A 14,833-nucleotide genomic window follows, 5' to 3' on the forward strand; every position below is an offset into this window, starting at 1 on the left:
CACCGACCGCTGTCCCCGTCCGCACCACGACCGCCGTCTCGGCCGCGGCGCACCCCGTGGCCCCGCACGGGGGCGGGCTGCGGACGAGACCTGGTGCACCTCGGCCCACAGCGGTTGAGTCGCGGCTCCGGGCGACGCTCTTCGGGAACCGGTGTGGTCAGCCGGTCGGCGCGGTGATATCCCGCTTGAGGATCTTGCCGCTGGGGCCGGTCGGCAGGGTGTCCACGAGCCACACCTCGCGCGGGTACTTGTACGCCGCCACCCGGCTCTTGACGAACTCCCTCAGCTCGTCGGGAGTGGCCCGGGCGCCCGGGCGCAGGACGACCGCGGCCGCGATCTCCTCGCCCAGATGGGCGTGCGGCACGCCCACCACGGCGGCCAGGGCGACGGCCGGGTGTTCGTGCAGCACCTCCTCCATCTCGCGCGGATAGACGTTGTAGCCGCCGCGGATGATCATGTCCTTCTTGCGGTCGACGATGTACAGGTAGCCGTCCTCGTCCTGTCGCGCGAGGTCGCCGGTGCGCAGCCAGCCGTCCGGAATGGTGATCGCGGTCTCCTCGGGGCGGTTCCAGTACCCCTTCATCACGTTCGGGCCGCGCACGACCAGCTCACCGACCTCGCCAAGGGTGACGTCCTGACCCTTGCCGTCGATCAGCCGCACCTCCACGTCACGGATCGGGGTGCCGATGGAGCCCGCCTTCCGCGGACGGTCGGGGTGGTTGAACGTGACCACGGGGCTGGTCTCGGACATACCGAAGCCCTCCAGCACGGCACAGCCGAAGCGCCTCTCGAAGCCGTGCAGAACCTCCACGGGCAGTGAGGCCCCGCCGGAAATGCACATCCGCAGCGTCGGCAGGTCCGCCTGCGACGGGTGCTGGACCAGCGCGGCGTACATCGTGGGAACGCCCTCGAAGACGGTGGCCCGGTCCCGGGCGATGGCGTCCAGCACGGTCTGCGGTTCGAAGCGGGGGATCAGGGTGAGGGACGCACCGGCGCGGACGGCCACGCTCAGGGTGCAGATCTGGCCGAAGATGTGGAACAGCGGCAGACAGCCCACCACCACGTCCTCCGGTGTGATGCGCTGGACGTGGACCGCGTTGACCTCGGTGTTGTGCCGCAGCCCGGCGTGGGTGAGCGCGGCGCCCTTGGGACGGCCGGTGGTGCCGGAGGTGTACAGCAGCACGGCCACGTCGTCCGCGTCGGTCGGGGCCACCTCGGGCAGTGGCTGGTGCCCGGCCAGCCGTGCGGCGAACTCGACGGGTTCGACGGCCAGGTGGGGCACCCCGGCGGCGACCGCGCCCTGCGCGCCCTCGCCCGGCGCCCGGTGCCATTCGAACAGCAGCACCGCCCCCGAGTCGTCCAGGTGGTACGCGGTCTCCCGCGTCTTCAGCAGCGGGTTCATCGGTACGACGATCCCTCCTGCGCGCAGGACGCCGTAGTACAGGACGACGAACTCGGGGACGTTGGGCAGCATCAGGGCGACGCGATCCCCGGGGCGAACACCCTCGGCCCTCAACAGTGCGGCGGCGCGGGCGCTGCGCTCGTCCAGCTCCGCGTAGCTGGTCACCTGCTCGCCCAGGCGCAGCGCGGGGCGTCCCGGCTGCCGCTGTGCCGTCTCCACCAGGAACTGCGCCAGATTGGCCATGACCCGCCTCCACGAACGTCACCGTTGAAATCCGCTGTTCACTTCGCCGACATCGTGCTGCCGCTCACGGCGTCGGCCTATGGGCGGTGGGACAGCACCTCCCCTCCCTGCTTGTCCCGAGGAACAAAACGATGGCGTTAAGCTGCGTGAATGGACATCTCGGGCGTGGCCGCGGCGTTGCACTCCAGGCTGCCGGCACTGGGTGAGCGGATCGCACAGCGCATCCGCTCGGACGTCGACGCCTACGACGAGGAGTCGCTGATCCCCTTCGACTCACTGCGCCGCTCGTGCACCGCCAACGCGGACCTGGTGCTGAGTCACCTCGTTCACGCGGACGCCCCGGACCCTAGTCCGGCCCGCGAGACCGGCCGGGTGCGCGCCGAACAGGGTGTGCCGCTGGCGGACACCCTGCACGCGTACCGGGTCGGCTTCGAGCTCCTGTGGACGGAGATCCTGGTGGAGTCGCGTACCCATCCCGAGGTGTCCGACGACCAGTTGGTGTCACAGTCTGCGGAGATCTGGGCGTTGTTCGGCCTGTACGCGGAGGCGGTGGCGGCGGCCTATCGGGAGACCTCCGCCGAGTTGACCTCACAGCGCCACGCCAGGCGCTCGGCGCTGGTGGAGGCGCTGTTCACCGGCGTCATCGCCGACCGGACCACGCTGTGGGAGGCCGCCCGTGAGCTGGGCCTGCCCGAGCACGGCCCCTACGCGGTCGCCGCGGCGGCGGCCGGCGCTCCCGGCCAGGAGCCCCTCGCGGGAGTCGAAGCCGCGCTGCATCAGGCACAACTCCCTTCGGCCTGGCGGCTCTTGCCCGACCATCAGATCGGACTGATCGCCCTGCCCACGTCGGCGGCGGAGAGCGCCTGCCTGCGCATCCTGCGCCGATCGCAGGCCCGCGTGGGAGTCAGCCCGTGCTTCCACTCCCTGCGCGACACTCCCCAGGCTCTGCGTTTCGCTCGTCTGGCCCTGACCGGGCTGCGGGAGACCGGTGCCGGCGTCGCGCGGTTCGACGACAACCCGCTGGCCATGGTGGTGGCCGCCGCTCCGGCAGAGGCGGCTCATCTCGTGGGTGTGGTCCTCCAGCCCCTGGTCGATCTCCCGGTGGTGGAGCGCGCTCGCCTGCTGGAGACCCTGGAACGGTGGTTCGGCGCCGCCGGTTCGGCCACCGACGCGGCTCGGAGCCTGTTCGTCCACCCCAACACCGTCCGTTACCGGCTGCGCCGCATCGAGGAGTTGACGGGCCGCTCCCTCTCGGATCCGCGAGCGGTGGCGGACATCGGCGCGGCGCTCCTGGCCGTCCGCAACGCCGCCGTCGTTCCGGCCGGGCAACCGCCGACCGCGACACCCGGCGCCGGATGACGACCGAGCCGAGCAAAGGCCTCTCCACGATCCGGCAGCAGAGCAACGGGCCGCTTTCTCGACGCCCGTCAGGACTCCGGCGACGACTTCCGGTCCTCACCCGTACCGCCACGGCGATGCACCGCGCGTGGCCGGCTTCCCGCCTGGTCACCGTCACCGGTGCCGACCGGCACGGCGTCCACGGCGCGTACGGCGACACCTGCGTAGAGGGCACGGCCAACGCCTGTCTGCGCACCGGGAAACCGCCCGCGCGGACGTCACCGGCGCGGCCGGGCACACCGGCGCGGCGGAGCGAGCCCCCCGCCTGGGGAGGTGAGCCCGTCGTCCTGACCGCGTCCTGGTGCCGACCGACTGCCCCGTAGCCGATCGGCGCGTCCGCGCACCGAAGGGGGCCCTGGTCCAGTCTCCGCTCAGGCCGTTCCTCGTGCGGGCCCCCGTCCGACACGGGCGCCGCGGTGGGCGAGCGAAGGCGCTGATCGCCTTCGGTGTGAAGAGCGGCCACCGGCCCGCGACCGCACACGTCCGCGAACCGAAGGGGGCCCTGGTCCAGTCTCCGCTCAGGCCGTTCCTCGTGCGGGCCCACGTCCGACACGGGCGGGGTGGCGCCGGTCGCGGGTGAAGATCAGGCACCGGCCCGCGACCGCAGCAGCTTGTGCCGCCCAGGAGCGGGGAACGCGGGCGTGGAGGACGCGGTTTCCGGGCCCCGCCGCGATCTCCCTTCTATCGTGGAACGGCACAGTGACGCTCGGCACCGAGACAGGCGGCAAGACATGGAAGAACCGCAGATCGACTATGTGGCGGTCTTCCGAGCCCTGCCCGGCATGGTGGCCCTCCTCACGCCCGACCTGGTCTACGCCGACGCCAATGACGACTTCCTGCGGCTGGCCGGGCGGACCCGCGAGCAGTTGGTCGGCCGGTACATCTTCGACGTGTTCCCCGAGAACCCGAACGACCCGGCCGCGGCCGGCATGCGGGAAACCCGGGAGTCGATGCTGCGGGTGGTGGCCACCGGCGACCGCGACACCATGGCGCTGCTGCGCTACGACATCGAGGATCCGCAGCGGCCCGGGCTGTGGCACGAGCACTGGTGGAGCCCGGTGAACGCGCCCGTCCACGGCCCCGACGGACAGGTGGCGCTGGTCGTGCACCGGGTGGAGGAGATCACCGAACTGATGAACGCCCGCGGCGGCACGGACGGCGGGGCCCGGGCCCGTGTGCTGGAGGCCGAGCTGTACACCCGGGCGCGCGACCTGCAGGAGGTCAACGAACGGCTCCGCCGGGCGCACGCCCATGAGCGGGAGGTCGCACTGGCCCTCCAGGCGGCGATGCTGCCCGCCCCCGGCCCGACCGGGCCGCACGCCACGGCCGTGCGCTACCGGCCGGCGATCGGCGCCCTGAACGTGTGCGGCGACTGGTACGACCTGGTCGACCTGCCCGGCGACAACCTCGCCGTCGCCGTCGGTGACGTCGTGGGACACGGTCTCGCGGCGGCCTGCGCCATGGGGCAACTGCGCAGCGCCCTGAGCGCCGCCTGCCGGGTGGCCGACGGCCCGGCCCAGGCTCTGGAGGCGCTCGGCCTGTACGCCCGGTTCGTCGACGGAGCCGAGGCGACCACCGTCGTGACGACCTTCATCGACTGGGACAGCCGCACCATCTCCTACAGCTCCGCCGGCCATCCGCCACCCGTCCTCGTGCACGCCGACGGCACCGTCACGCTCCTCGACCAGGCCACCGATCCGCCGCTCGCCGCCCGCCCGGAGCACCTCCCCCGCCCTCAGGCTCACACCGGCTTCGCCGAGGGCGACACCCTCGTCCTGTACACCGACGGCCTGATCGAGCGCCGCGGCGAGGACATCTACACGGGGCTGGCCCGGCTCGCCGCCTCTCTCACCCACCACCGGCACTCGTCCCCCGAGCCCCTGGCCGACGCCCTGCTGAGCGACCTCCTGCCCACCACTGGGAACACCGACGACACCGCCCTGATCGTCCTGCGCCTGTGACTGCCCTTTCCGCTGTTCAGGGCGTGATCGCAATCGAATTGACGTCCGGTGCGGCGGTGGCCGAAAGTGCATCCTGCCAAGGAGCAGGGGTGGGACGTGGATCAGCAGTACGCACAGCAGTGCTCGGAGTTGTTCGCCGTCGGTGGCTACGCGGCCGTACGGCGCGCCGCGCAGGCGGGCCTGCGGGAGACGGGTCCGGACGTCGTGCTGTACCGGTGGCTCGGCCAGGCGCACGCGGCCGAGGACGAGGACGACCACGACGCCGAGGCGGAGGACGCCTACCGGCGGGGTCTGGAGCTGGATCCCGACGATCTCGGACTGCTCGTGTGCTACTTCGAACTGTGCCGGCGGGCCGATGCGTTCGACTATCCCGGAAGAGCGAGACGTGCAGTCACCCTGCGCGCCCGCATCGACGAACTCGCACCTGAGGGCTCGACCTGGCGCGAGCGGGTCGACGACGCCCTGGGATGGGCCGGCCGGGGCTACTGGGACGATCCGACCGCTCCCGTCACGATCGCGCGCACCACGCGGCCAGGGCTGGACGAACTCGACGCACAGGGCAGTGGGGCGCCACGTACTCCTGCGGACAGCGGGGCGGGCCCCACGAAGACCGGCGAGGGGGATGACCTGAGAGCAGCCGAGCTGGCCGCAGCGTCGGAACTCCTGCGGGGCCGACGCAACGCTCCGCTGCGTCTGCTGCTGACCTACCGCGGCGCGGCCTACGCGGTGACGACCCTTGCCTCCTTCGCCGTGATCCGGTCCCTGATCCCCGGCGGGCCGGTCGACCACAGGATGTGGGGAGCGCTGCTGTGGATACCCCTCCTCGCCGCCGAAGCCAAACTCCGCGCAGTGCGCAAAGTGGCCGGGCGACGAGTCGTCGCACGCATGGAGGCCCGCCATGCCGAGCAGCGCATGGCGCCCGAGGGGCGCTAGGTCAGCGCTAGGTCGTGTTCGCTCCCGTCAGGTGAAGGGGCCGGTCGGTTCACGGGTGCCGGGGCTGTCGGGCCGAGCCGTGTGATCGGGGTGGTTGCGCGTCCGGCGGGCTTCCTTCATCTCCGCCTCGTACAGGTGGTCGCGCCCGTCGGCGAGCTGCTCCACCGCCTCCCGCTCCAGCTGTCGGAACGCTCGGTAGTAGGTCCCGTCGTAGGCTTCGACGATCTGGAACGTCCAGTGGCCCGGGATGACGTTGCGTCCCAGGATCTCCGTCTCGACGCGTTCGGCCCACGCCTCGTGGCCCGCCCCGCGCAGCAGCTCGACCGCGCGGTCCAGTTCCAGGTCCGCGGTGCCGGTGAGCTGGTGGAACGAGTAGAGGTGCCCACGGGCCCGCTCGATCGTCTCCAGTGCCTTGGACAGTGAGCCGAGCGCTTCCACCGTCTCGTCGCTGACACCCGCGGGGCGCCGGTGCTCGTCGTCCGGACCTTGCAGGTCACCCATGCCGTCACTCCTCTCGGCGGGCGGTCAGGAAGGGAGCCTGCTCCGCCCGGCAGTCCCCTCCTGTCCGGAAAAGCACAGCACAACCCCGGCGGCGGCACCGTCCGTGCCGCCCGGTTGCACGATCGTGGAACACGATCGGGCCGATCTCATCGGACGACGTCGACGAGGTGGGGCACGACACGGGTCAGGCGCAGCACGCTCCGGAGGATGAGGAGCGCGCCGATCGCCTCGGGCAGCAGCCACCAGCCCGTACGGATGCTCTCGTCGAACAGGACGACGCCCAGCAGGAGGCTCACGGCCGCGTCACCGATGGTCAGCGCGGGCTGTGAAGCGACCAGCGGGCCGGCTTGCAGGGCGTTCTCCAGCAGCAGGAGGGCCAGGACCCCGGTGAGGGCGAATCCGTAGGTCTGCCAGGCGGTGAGGAAGGCGGGCAGTCCCGCGTCGGCGAGGCGTCCCGTGGCCGACTTCAGCAGGGCGGCGGTCAGGGCGTTGCCGACCGCCGCGGCCGAGGCCAGCGCGGCGGCACGGAACAACGGCGAGGAGGCGGAGCGCGCGAGGAGGAACGCCACGGTCATCGCTCCCAGGGCGATCGCCAGGACCGGGATCCATCGCGCCATGGAGGCCTGTTCCCGGGAGCCGGAGGGGGCTGCCGAGGCCAGGAGCAGGGTGAGGCCGGCCACGACTCCGCCGACCGCCCACCAGCCGTCGGCCGACAGCCGACGGTGCATCAGGGGCACCGCCAGAAGCAGCGCGAAGGGAAGCTCGAGGATGAACAGGGGCTGGACCAGCGCCATGGGGCCGTTGATGAGGGCCAGCGCCTGGAACACCGCGGCGCCCACCACACCCGCGATGCCGATCGACCAGGCGGGCCGCCGCACGAGGGCGAGCAGCAGCCGTACTCCGCCGCCCTGTTGCACCGTGGAGGCGGCCTTGCGCTGGAACGCCGTGCCCACCGCGTTGCTGATGGCGCCCAGGACGGCGAAAAGCACGGCGAGCGCCATCATGACTCCCCCCTGACCGGACGGCCGGCCGTCATACGTGAACGGGTGGCTGCCACTCGAGCGGCAGCGTCGTCGCGTCGTCCCGGAGGTGGCTGGTCCTGTCGTCCCGGAGGTGGCTGGTCCTGTCCTCCTGGATGGCGTGGATGAGTCGCCGGAGGGTTACGGGGGCCAGTTCTGCGGCGGCCACGGCGTGAGCGGCGCGCCGCGCTCGTCGGCCGGCAGGTCGCCCGTCTCGACGCCGCCGACCCGGCAGCAGCTGCCAGCCGACGCGGGGCCGGGGCGGCCGCAGCTGGGGCCCGGTGCCCCGGTGCGGCGCGCCACATGCGTGGACCGCTGCAGGGCAGGGTCGGCGAGGAAGTCCATGCGCTGCTCGTCGTCGCCGTCGGCCGTCACGCCACCACCGCCCGATGGGCTGACCGCTTCGACCGCAGTCTCACACCCGGCGGCATGATCCGCAGGTCGGCAACGGGCACCGCCCGCCCCGTGGGTCCGGCGGCGCCCGTTCAGCCGTCGGCTAGTTCTTGCTTCGGCGCAGCAGCAGGTAGGCGAGGGCGACCGCCGCGGCGGCGCCGATGAGGGCGCCGCGGTGGTCGCGCACCCGTCGGGGCGCTTTTTCCTGCCACAGCTGTTCGGCCTGCCCGGCCTTGGCCCTGAGCTGGACGGCGGCCGCGGCGGCCGTGTCCTTGACCGGGGCGGGGACCTTCTCCTCCAGCAGGTGGGCCGCCTCGGTCGCCTTCGTCCTGGCCTGCTCGGACAGGTGCGACGCGGTGGTGCCGGCCTGTTCCTTCAGTGCGGTCGCCTTCTCCTGCGCACGGGCCTTGACGTCCGTCTTCGCCGACAGCGCCTCGACCGTCTCGCCGAGTTCGTGGCGGGTCTGCTCGACCTGTCGGCGCAGTTCTTCGGGGCCGGCGGCGGTCGGCTCGTCCTGGGGTGGCTGGGTCATCGTCGTGCACTCTCCTTGATCTCCGACACATCGGCTTTCACGCTGTCGACGGTGCGTTCGGGCATCGGCGGGGCGGCCGCGCCGACCTGCTTCTTGCCGGTCAGGGCCAGCACGGCGGTGATCACCGCCAGTACGGCCGTGACGATCAGGGCCGCGGCCCACACCGGAAGCGGGACCGCGATCGCGGCGATCGCGGTGGCGGCCAGCGCCTGAAGGGTGAGGAAACCGAAGAGCCCGGCCCCGCCGAACAGGCCCCCGCCCTTGCTGTAGCGTTTGCCCTTCTCGACCATCTCCGCCCGTGCGAGTTGCATTTCGCCGCGCACCAGTTCGGTCAGCTGCTGCGAAGCGCGCTGGACGAGTTGACCGACGGACTCACCGCCGTCGGCGGTCCGTGTGCCGCGCTCGCCGTCCGTGCCGTACCGTCCTGCTTCAGCCATCACCTTCACCCCTTCCTCTCGGTGCCGGTCCGAGTACCCGATGACCGGCGGGAAAGACATTCCTTTCCGGGCCGGGCCGGGCCGGGCCGGAAAGGGTCGGCGCCCGCGCTCCCCGCGTCGGCCGTCTCGGGAAGGGGCACGAGCTCGCGGGTGCAGAACCCGCGGCGGCGCGCTCGGGCGGGCACCGAAATGAGGCACTCGGGGCGGTCCCGCTCGTCGCCCTGGAATTCCACACGCTCCACTCCGCCCCTCTCGGCTTTCGCTCGCCTCACGGGCGGTCGCGACGCTCGCGGCGGTCGGAGGACGTCTCGCCCCGTCGGCGCCGGGCACCCCGCCGGCGGTGGCCGGGCACCGGGCGGGGTCCACCCGGATGGACCCTCGCCCCGCGCGACGGCGTCGGTCGTTGCCTAGCGTCGAAGCGACGGCCCCCGGCCAGGAGGAGACGCCCATGCCGCACCGCGCCATCGTCACCGGCATAGCCGCGACGATCATGACCTTCGCACCGCTGTCCGGAGTCGCCCACGCGCAGGATCTCGACTGCCGCGACTTCACCTACCAGGAGGACGCCCAGGCGGTGTTCGACCAGGACCCCAGCGATCCCAACCGGCTCGACGAGGACCGGGGAACGGACGACGGCATCGCCTGCGAAGTCCTCCCGCACCGGTCGGTGCCCACCCTCGTGCCCGCCACGAGCATTCCGGCGCCGGTCCCGACCGGTACCGCGATCCCGACCAGTACCGCGGTGCCGACCAGCCCCGCGCCGCTGCCCAGCCTCGGCGTGCGCGGGGGTGTCGGCGGCGCCGTGACCGCCGGACCGTCACGCTGGGACATCGGCATCGGCGTCAGCCTGACCACGGCGGGCCTGCTGGCCGCGGCCGGTTGCGTGAGGCGGCGCCGACGCCGGTTCTGACGGCCCCGGAACAGGCCCCGGTCGCCGACGCCGTGCGGACAGCCCTCGTCGGACAGCCCCGGACCGCGCTTCAGGAGGCCGTGCCGCCGGGATGCCGTCCGGGCCCCTCGCTCCGGTCCGCCGGCGGCGTCGGCGACAGGGCCGTGTCCTCCTCACCGGGTTCCGTGCCGGTGCCCGCCCCGGACGCGAGTACACACGCGTCCGCTGTCGATCCACGGCGTCGGGCGCGGCCACCGCTTCGCGCCGCGACGGCCTGGCGGAAAGCTGTTTGGCCCGGCCCGCGGCGGAAACCCCGGTGGTCCGGGTGGGAAGTCGCCAAGAGGTTCACCCCATCGGTGCACTGACCGTATTTTTACGTGTTTTTCGGTACGAGTCGAAGGACTGTCATCCCATGAGCGAGAGCAACCCCCTGAAGCGGGCGGCCCAGAAGATCACCGACAGTCTCCAGGGCGGCGGCGCGGCGCCGGAGGAGGGCGTTCCCGGCAAGCCGGGTCCCGAGTCCCCGTCCGTCGCGGAGCCGACGGAGCCGCGCGAGCCGCTGCCGCCGAAGCCGGACCAGAGCGGCCCCGACACCGTGTCGCCGACCGGGCAGCCCACGGGCGCCGACCAGGCGCGCATGGCGCAGTCCGGCAGCTATCTGACGACCGCGCAGGGAACACGGCTCCACGACACGGACCACTCGCTCAAGGCGGGCCCCCGGGGGCCGGTGCTGCTCCAGGACCACCATCTGCGCGAGAAGGTCATGCACTTCGACCACGAGCGCATCCCGGAGCGCGTCGTGCATGCCCGGGGCGCCGCCGCGCACGGCGTGTTCCAGAGCTACGGCACGGCGGCCTCGGTGACCAAGGCGGCGTTCCTGTCCGAGGACGAGGAGACGCCGGTGTTCGTGCGCTTCTCCACGGTGCTGGGATCGCGGGGCTCGTCCGACACCGTACGGGACACCCGCGGATTCGCGACGAAGTTCTACACCAGCGAGGGCGTCTTCGACCTGGTGGGAAACAACATCCCCGTCTTCTTCATCCAGGACGCCATCAAGTTCCCCGACGTCATCCACGCCGGCAAGCCGCACCCGGACCGGGAGATCCCGCAGGCGCAGAGTGCCCACGACACCTTCTGGGACTTCGTCACCCTGCACACCGAGGCCACCCACCACACCCTGTGGAACATGTCCGACCGGGGCATCCCGCGCTCGTACCGGACCATGGAGGGCTTCGGCGTCCACACCTTCCGCCTCGTCAACGCCGCGGGTGAGACGACGCTGGTGAAGTTCCACTGGAAGCCGAAGCTGGGTGTGCACTCGCTGGTGTGGGAGGAGGCGCAGATCATCAATGGCGTCGACCCCGACTTCCACCGCCGGGACCTCGCGGACGCCATCGAGGCGGGCGCGTACCCGCAGTGGGAGCTGGGCATCCAGACGTTCCCCGACACCCCGGACCAGATGTTCGAGGGCATCGATCTGCTGGACCCGACGAACCTGGTTCCCGAGGAGCTCGCGCCGGTACAGCCGGTCGGGCTGCTGACCCTGAACCGCAACCCGTCGAACTTCTTCGCCGAGACCGAGCAGGTCGCCTTCCACGTCGGCCACCTCGTCCCGGGCGTCGACGTCACCGACGACCCGCTGCTCGCGGGCCGCCTGTTCTCCTATCTGGACACCCAGATCACCCGGCTGGGCGGCCCCAACTTCCCGCAGCTGCCCATCAACCGCCCGCACGCGCCCGTCAACGACATGCTGCGCGACGGCTTGCACCAGACGGCCGTGCACCGGGGTGTGGCCCCCTACCGGCCCAACTCCCTGGACGGCGGCTGTCCGTTCACAGCGGGGGCGGACACCGGGGCGTTCGTCGAGACGCCGGTGCGCGTGCCGGAGGGCGCCAAGGTCCGGGACGCGCCCGAGTCGTTCGCCGACCACTTCAGCCAGGCCCGCCGGTTCTGGCTCAGCATGTCCCCGGTGGAGCGCGAGCACATCATCGGCGCGTACAGCTTCGAACTCGGCAAGTGCTACGAACAGGCCGTCAAGGAGCGGGCGTTGCAGGTCCTGGCCAACATCGACCCGGAGCTGTGCGGCGAGGTGGCGACGGGTCTCGGGCTGCCGGCGCCCACGCCCACCGTGCCCCTGGCCGACGTCGAGCCCAGTCCGGCCCTGTCGCAGCTCGGCCACAGCTGGCCCACGGACGGCCGCGTCATCGGAATCGTCGTCGCTCCGGACGGCGATCTGGACGGTGTGCGCGCCGTGCGCGAGGCGGTCCTCGAGGGCGGCATGGTGCCGCTGGTCGTCGCCCCGGTCGGTGGCGTCCTCGGATCCGGAGAGGGCGTGGTGACCGTTCAGCGCACATACGCCACCGCGCGGTCCGTCGAGTTCGACGCGGTGCTGCTGGCCGGGTTGCCCGGGGTGGGCAGTGACGCGTACGGCGCCCGTGACGCCAAGGCGTTCCCCTCGGCCGCGCGACAGCTGACGGGCGATCCTCGCGTCACCCTGCTGGTGTCCGAGGCGTTCCGGCACGGCAAGGCCGTGGGCGCCTGGGCGGGCGGCGAGGCCGTCCTCGAAGGCGCGGGAGTGCCGACGGCCGCCCCGGGTGTGGTGGTCGGTGACAGCGGCACGGCCGCGCTGGCACAGCTCGTGACGCTGTTGGGCGAGCACCGGGTGTGGGACCGCTTCACCGCCGCCTGAGCGCGCCGGACCGGTTCAGCGTCGCCGGACACCGTCTGAGCGGTGTCCGGCGGCGCACCGGTGAGGGCTTCCGTCATACGGGGGTTGGACCATGCAGACCTTCCTGCCGTACCCCGACTTCACCGCCTCGGCCGCCGCCCTGGACCCGCGCCGCCTGGGCAAGCAGCGCGTCGAGGCGCTCCAGGTGCTGCGGGGCCTGACGGTCTCCGGCTACGGATGGCGCCACCACCCGGCGGTGCGCATGTGGACCGGGTACGAGGAGGCGTTGGTGCGCTACGGCCTGGAGGTCTGCGGTGTGTGGACGGCGACCGGCCGTGCGGACACCTGCGCCGCCTCGCTGGTGACCGGCTTCACCGGACAGCCGGACGGCATCCGCACCCAGGAGCGGCTCGCCGAGGCAGGTGAGCTGCCCCCGTGGCTCGGCGATCCGGCGTTCCACCGCAGCCACCGGTCGGCGCTCGTGCGCAAGGATCCGGAGTTCTACGCGGCTCTGTTCCCGGGTGTGCCCGACGATCTGCCGTATGTCTGGCCGGCCTCCGACCGGGCCGCGCCGCTCGGGGAATGAGCGTCCCGCGTGGGCGCGGGGCACCGGCCGACCGGCACCCGGTCCCGTTCGCCGACCGGCGCCACAGGACGGCGCTCCCTCTCTCCACGTCCGGCCACGCGACGGCCGGACCGCGCGGCGCGACCGTCAGTGCGTGGGCGAGGATCCGCCCGGTCGCTCCACCACCTCGAGCAGGTCGTCGCGTGCGGCCAGCGCGTCGAGGGAGAGCGTGCGGTAGCCGGCCTGGTCGAACAGCACGGTGATGCGGTCGCCGTCCGCGCTCAGCACCGTCCCGTCGAGCCACTCGCCGTGCCTCACCTGGGAGCCGACGGGATAGTCGGACACCGCCGGATGGACCGGTCGCCGCTCCTCGGGAGAATCCCCGTCGGCCGTGTCGCACGCGTCGCAGCCGTCGCACGGCGGCTCGTACTCCTCCCCGAAGTAGCCCAGCAGGAAGCGCCGGCGGCAGCCGGTCGCCTCGGCGTAGGCGCGGGCCATGTCGACGCGGGACCGGTCGGTACGGCGATGCGCCTCGGCGGCCTCGGCGGCCCGGTCCACCGCGGTGGCCGACGCGGTGCCGGGAGCGGGACGCAGCTCGCCCTCCTCCCCCGTGGTGACGGTGCCGGTCTCCCGCAGAAGGTTGACGGCCGCGGTGACGCGGTTGCGCGAGAGACCCGTGTCGTGGCGGAGTCCGTCGAGGTCGGCGGGGTCCGCGCGGTGGGCGTGGATGGCGTCGGCCACCTCGGTCAGGACCTCGTGGCCCGGCGCGCGGCCGGCGAAGTACGTCTGTATGCCGGTGTCCTGCGGGCGGTGGTGGAGCACCGCGAGGGCGGGTTTCCCGTCCCTGCCGCACCGGCCGATCTCCTGGTAGTAGGCGTCCAGCGAGCCCGGCAGGGCGGCGTGCAGGACGAACCGCACGTCCTCCTTGTCGATGCCCATGCCGAACGCCGAGGTCGCCACGACGACGTCGGCCTCGCCCGTGAGGAAGGCGTCGTGGATCCTGGCACGCTCCGAGGCCCGCAGCCCCGCGTGGTAGGCCTCGGCGGCGAGGCCCAGGGAGGCCAGTTCGCCGGCGTAGTACTCGGTGTCCGCGCGGGTGGCGGCGTAGACGATGCCCGGCTTGGGTTCGGCGGCCGCCCGCTCGAGCACCGCGCGACGCCGGTCGTTGTCGTCCTGGAAGCGCCGGGCCTCCAGTCTGATGTTCGGGCGGTCGAAGCCGGCCACGGTCACCCCGGGCTCGCGCATGCCGAGCCGTTCGACGATCTCCCTGCGCACCGGCGGGGCCGCGGTCGCGGTCAGGGCGAGAACCGGCGGCCGTCCCAGGCGCTGCACCGCCTGGTCGAGACGGAGGTAGTCGGGGCGGAAGTCGTGGCCCCAGGACGCCACGCACTGGGCTTCGTCCACCACGAACAGCGCGGGGCCGATCGCCGCGAGCCGTTCCACGACCTCGTCCTTCGCCAGCTGCTCCGGCGACAGGTACACGAACCGGACGTCGCCCGTGCGCAGGGCCTCCCATGCCGTCTCGGTCTGCGCCACCGTCAGGTCCGAGTTCAGGGCGACACCGCCGGGCGCCCGGTCGCCGTCGGGCAGCCCGGCGATCTGGTCCCGCTGGAGGGCGAGCAGCGGCGAGACCACGAGGACCGGCCCGGGCAGCAGCATGCCGGGGACCTGGTAGACGGCGGACTTGCCGGATCCGGTCGGCATGACGACGAGGGTGTCCCGTCCTTGCAGGACGGACTCCATCGCCGTGAGCTGTTCGGGCAGGAGGGTGTCCCACCCGAACACCTCGGCTGCGGTGCTTCGAAGTCGTGCCGTCTGTCGTCGGGCCATGAGCGCTCCTCTCGCGACCGTCCGGGTACCCCGACGGGCCGCCGCCTCCCCGCCCGGGTGCG

At 72.5% G+C, this 14,833-nt stretch carries 13 protein-coding genes; 6 read left to right on the forward strand and 7 right to left on the reverse strand.

The features are described from left to right. Positions 1-157: 157 nt before the first annotated feature. Positions 158-1,645, reverse strand: a complete 1,488-nt coding sequence (locus ACIPFH_RS12780; protein ID WP_401825610.1) for a long-chain fatty acid--CoA ligase — start codon at positions 1,643-1,645, stop codon at positions 158-160. Between the two features lie 150 nt (positions 1,646-1,795). Between ACIPFH_RS12780 and ACIPFH_RS12785 the strand changes: the two genes are divergently transcribed. The 3 genes from ACIPFH_RS12785 (at position 1,796) to ACIPFH_RS12795 (ending at position 5,937) form a co-directional block, all read left to right on the forward strand. Continuing rightward, complete coding sequence (locus tag ACIPFH_RS12785) at positions 1,796-3,004, forward strand: PucR family transcriptional regulator (RefSeq protein WP_401825612.1); 1,209 nt, start codon at positions 1,796-1,798, stop codon at positions 3,002-3,004. Positions 3,005-3,774: 770 nt separating this feature from the next. Beyond that, entirely contained in the window at positions 3,775-5,004 is a 1,230-nt protein-coding gene (locus tag ACIPFH_RS12790; protein WP_401825614.1) for a PP2C family protein-serine/threonine phosphatase, read from the forward strand. A 96-nt stretch (positions 5,005-5,100) separates the two neighbouring features. Next, entirely contained in the window at positions 5,101-5,937 is an 837-nt protein-coding gene (locus ACIPFH_RS12795) for a hypothetical protein (protein ID WP_401825617.1), read from the forward strand. Between the two features lie 27 nt (positions 5,938-5,964). On the opposite strand, the gene ACIPFH_RS12800 is transcribed toward ACIPFH_RS12795, so the two are convergent. The 5 genes from ACIPFH_RS12800 to ACIPFH_RS12820 all read right to left on the reverse strand — a co-directional run bounded on the left by ACIPFH_RS12800 (position 5,965) and on the right by ACIPFH_RS12820 (position 8,819). Beyond that, positions 5,965-6,438, reverse strand: coding sequence for a hypothetical protein (locus ACIPFH_RS12800; protein WP_401825618.1), 474 nt, complete (start codon positions 6,436-6,438; stop codon positions 5,965-5,967). A 146-nt stretch (positions 6,439-6,584) separates the two neighbouring features. After that, positions 6,585-7,442: a DMT family transporter gene (locus ACIPFH_RS12805; protein ID WP_401825620.1), complete on the reverse strand. Its 858-nt coding sequence runs from the start codon at positions 7,440-7,442 to the stop codon at positions 6,585-6,587. A 156-nt stretch (positions 7,443-7,598) separates the two neighbouring features. Further along, a complete protein-coding gene (locus ACIPFH_RS12810) occupies positions 7,599-7,832 on the reverse strand; it encodes a hypothetical protein (protein ID WP_401825622.1) in 234 nt (77 codons plus the stop codon). Positions 7,833-7,953: 121 nt separating this feature from the next. Continuing rightward, positions 7,954-8,382 carry a DUF3618 domain-containing protein gene (locus ACIPFH_RS12815; RefSeq protein WP_401825625.1) on the reverse strand — a complete coding sequence of 143 codons (429 nt, stop codon included), beginning with the start codon at positions 8,380-8,382 and terminating at the stop codon, positions 7,954-7,956. Next, positions 8,379-8,819 (reverse strand): phage holin family protein, encoded by a 441-nt coding sequence (locus ACIPFH_RS12820; RefSeq protein WP_356265131.1) that lies wholly within the window; start codon positions 8,817-8,819, stop codon positions 8,379-8,381. Before ACIPFH_RS12820 ends, ACIPFH_RS12815 begins: the two co-directional genes overlap by 4 nt. A 448-nt stretch (positions 8,820-9,267) precedes the next feature. On the opposite strand from ACIPFH_RS12820, the gene ACIPFH_RS12825 reads away from it, so the two are divergent. From ACIPFH_RS12825 to ACIPFH_RS12835, 3 genes are all read left to right on the forward strand, one after another. Further along, positions 9,268-9,729 (forward strand): excalibur calcium-binding protein, encoded by a 462-nt coding sequence (locus ACIPFH_RS12825; protein WP_401825627.1) that lies wholly within the window; start codon positions 9,268-9,270, stop codon positions 9,727-9,729. A 391-nt stretch (positions 9,730-10,120) separates the two neighbouring features. Further along, complete coding sequence (locus tag ACIPFH_RS12830; protein ID WP_401825629.1) at positions 10,121-12,397, forward strand: catalase; 2,277 nt, start codon at positions 10,121-10,123, stop codon at positions 12,395-12,397. A 91-nt stretch (positions 12,398-12,488) separates the two neighbouring features. Continuing rightward, positions 12,489-12,962: an MSMEG_6728 family protein gene (locus ACIPFH_RS12835; RefSeq protein ID WP_401825631.1), complete on the forward strand. Its 474-nt coding sequence runs from the start codon at positions 12,489-12,491 to the stop codon at positions 12,960-12,962. 126 nt (positions 12,963-13,088) lie between these two features. Here ACIPFH_RS12835 and ACIPFH_RS12840 read toward each other — a convergent pair whose 3' ends face one another. Continuing rightward, the gene (locus ACIPFH_RS12840; protein WP_401825633.1) at positions 13,089-14,771 is read right to left on the reverse strand and encodes a RecQ family ATP-dependent DNA helicase; all 1,683 of its coding nucleotides are present in this window, start codon (positions 14,769-14,771) and stop codon (positions 13,089-13,091) included. Positions 14,772-14,833: the final 62 nt, after the last annotated feature.

This window comes from Streptomyces sp. NPDC088157 (genome assembly GCF_044741545.1).
Classification (GTDB): Bacteria; Actinomycetota; Actinomycetes; order Streptomycetales; family Streptomycetaceae; genus Streptomyces.

Excerpts from the sequence above, each read along its gene's own strand:
- ACIPFH_RS12780 (WP_401825610.1), bottom strand. The coding sequence starts at position 1,645 with ATGGCCAATCTGGCGCAGTTCCTGGTGGAGACGGCACAGCGGCAGCCG.
- ACIPFH_RS12785 (WP_401825612.1), top strand. The coding sequence starts at position 1,796 with ATGGACATCTCGGGCGTGGCCGCGGCGTTGCACTCCAGGCTGCCGGCA.
- ACIPFH_RS12790 (WP_401825614.1), top strand. The coding sequence starts at position 3,775 with ATGGAAGAACCGCAGATCGACTATGTGGCGGTCTTCCGAGCCCTGCCC.
- ACIPFH_RS12800 (WP_401825618.1), bottom strand. The coding sequence starts at position 6,438 with ATGGGTGACCTGCAAGGTCCGGACGACGAGCACCGGCGCCCCGCGGGT.
- ACIPFH_RS12805 (WP_401825620.1), bottom strand. The coding sequence starts at position 7,442 with ATGATGGCGCTCGCCGTGCTTTTCGCCGTCCTGGGCGCCATCAGCAAC.
- ACIPFH_RS12815 (WP_401825625.1), bottom strand. The coding sequence starts at position 8,382 with ATGACCCAGCCACCCCAGGACGAGCCGACCGCCGCCGGCCCCGAAGAA.
- ACIPFH_RS12820 (WP_356265131.1), bottom strand. The coding sequence starts at position 8,819 with ATGGCTGAAGCAGGACGGTACGGCACGGACGGCGAGCGCGGCACACGG.
- ACIPFH_RS12825 (WP_401825627.1), top strand. The coding sequence starts at position 9,268 with ATGCCGCACCGCGCCATCGTCACCGGCATAGCCGCGACGATCATGACC.
- ACIPFH_RS12830 (WP_401825629.1), top strand. The coding sequence starts at position 10,121 with ATGAGCGAGAGCAACCCCCTGAAGCGGGCGGCCCAGAAGATCACCGAC.
- ACIPFH_RS12835 (WP_401825631.1), top strand. The coding sequence starts at position 12,489 with ATGCAGACCTTCCTGCCGTACCCCGACTTCACCGCCTCGGCCGCCGCC.
- ACIPFH_RS12840 (WP_401825633.1), bottom strand. The coding sequence starts at position 14,771 with ATGGCCCGACGACAGACGGCACGACTTCGAAGCACCGCAGCCGAGGTG.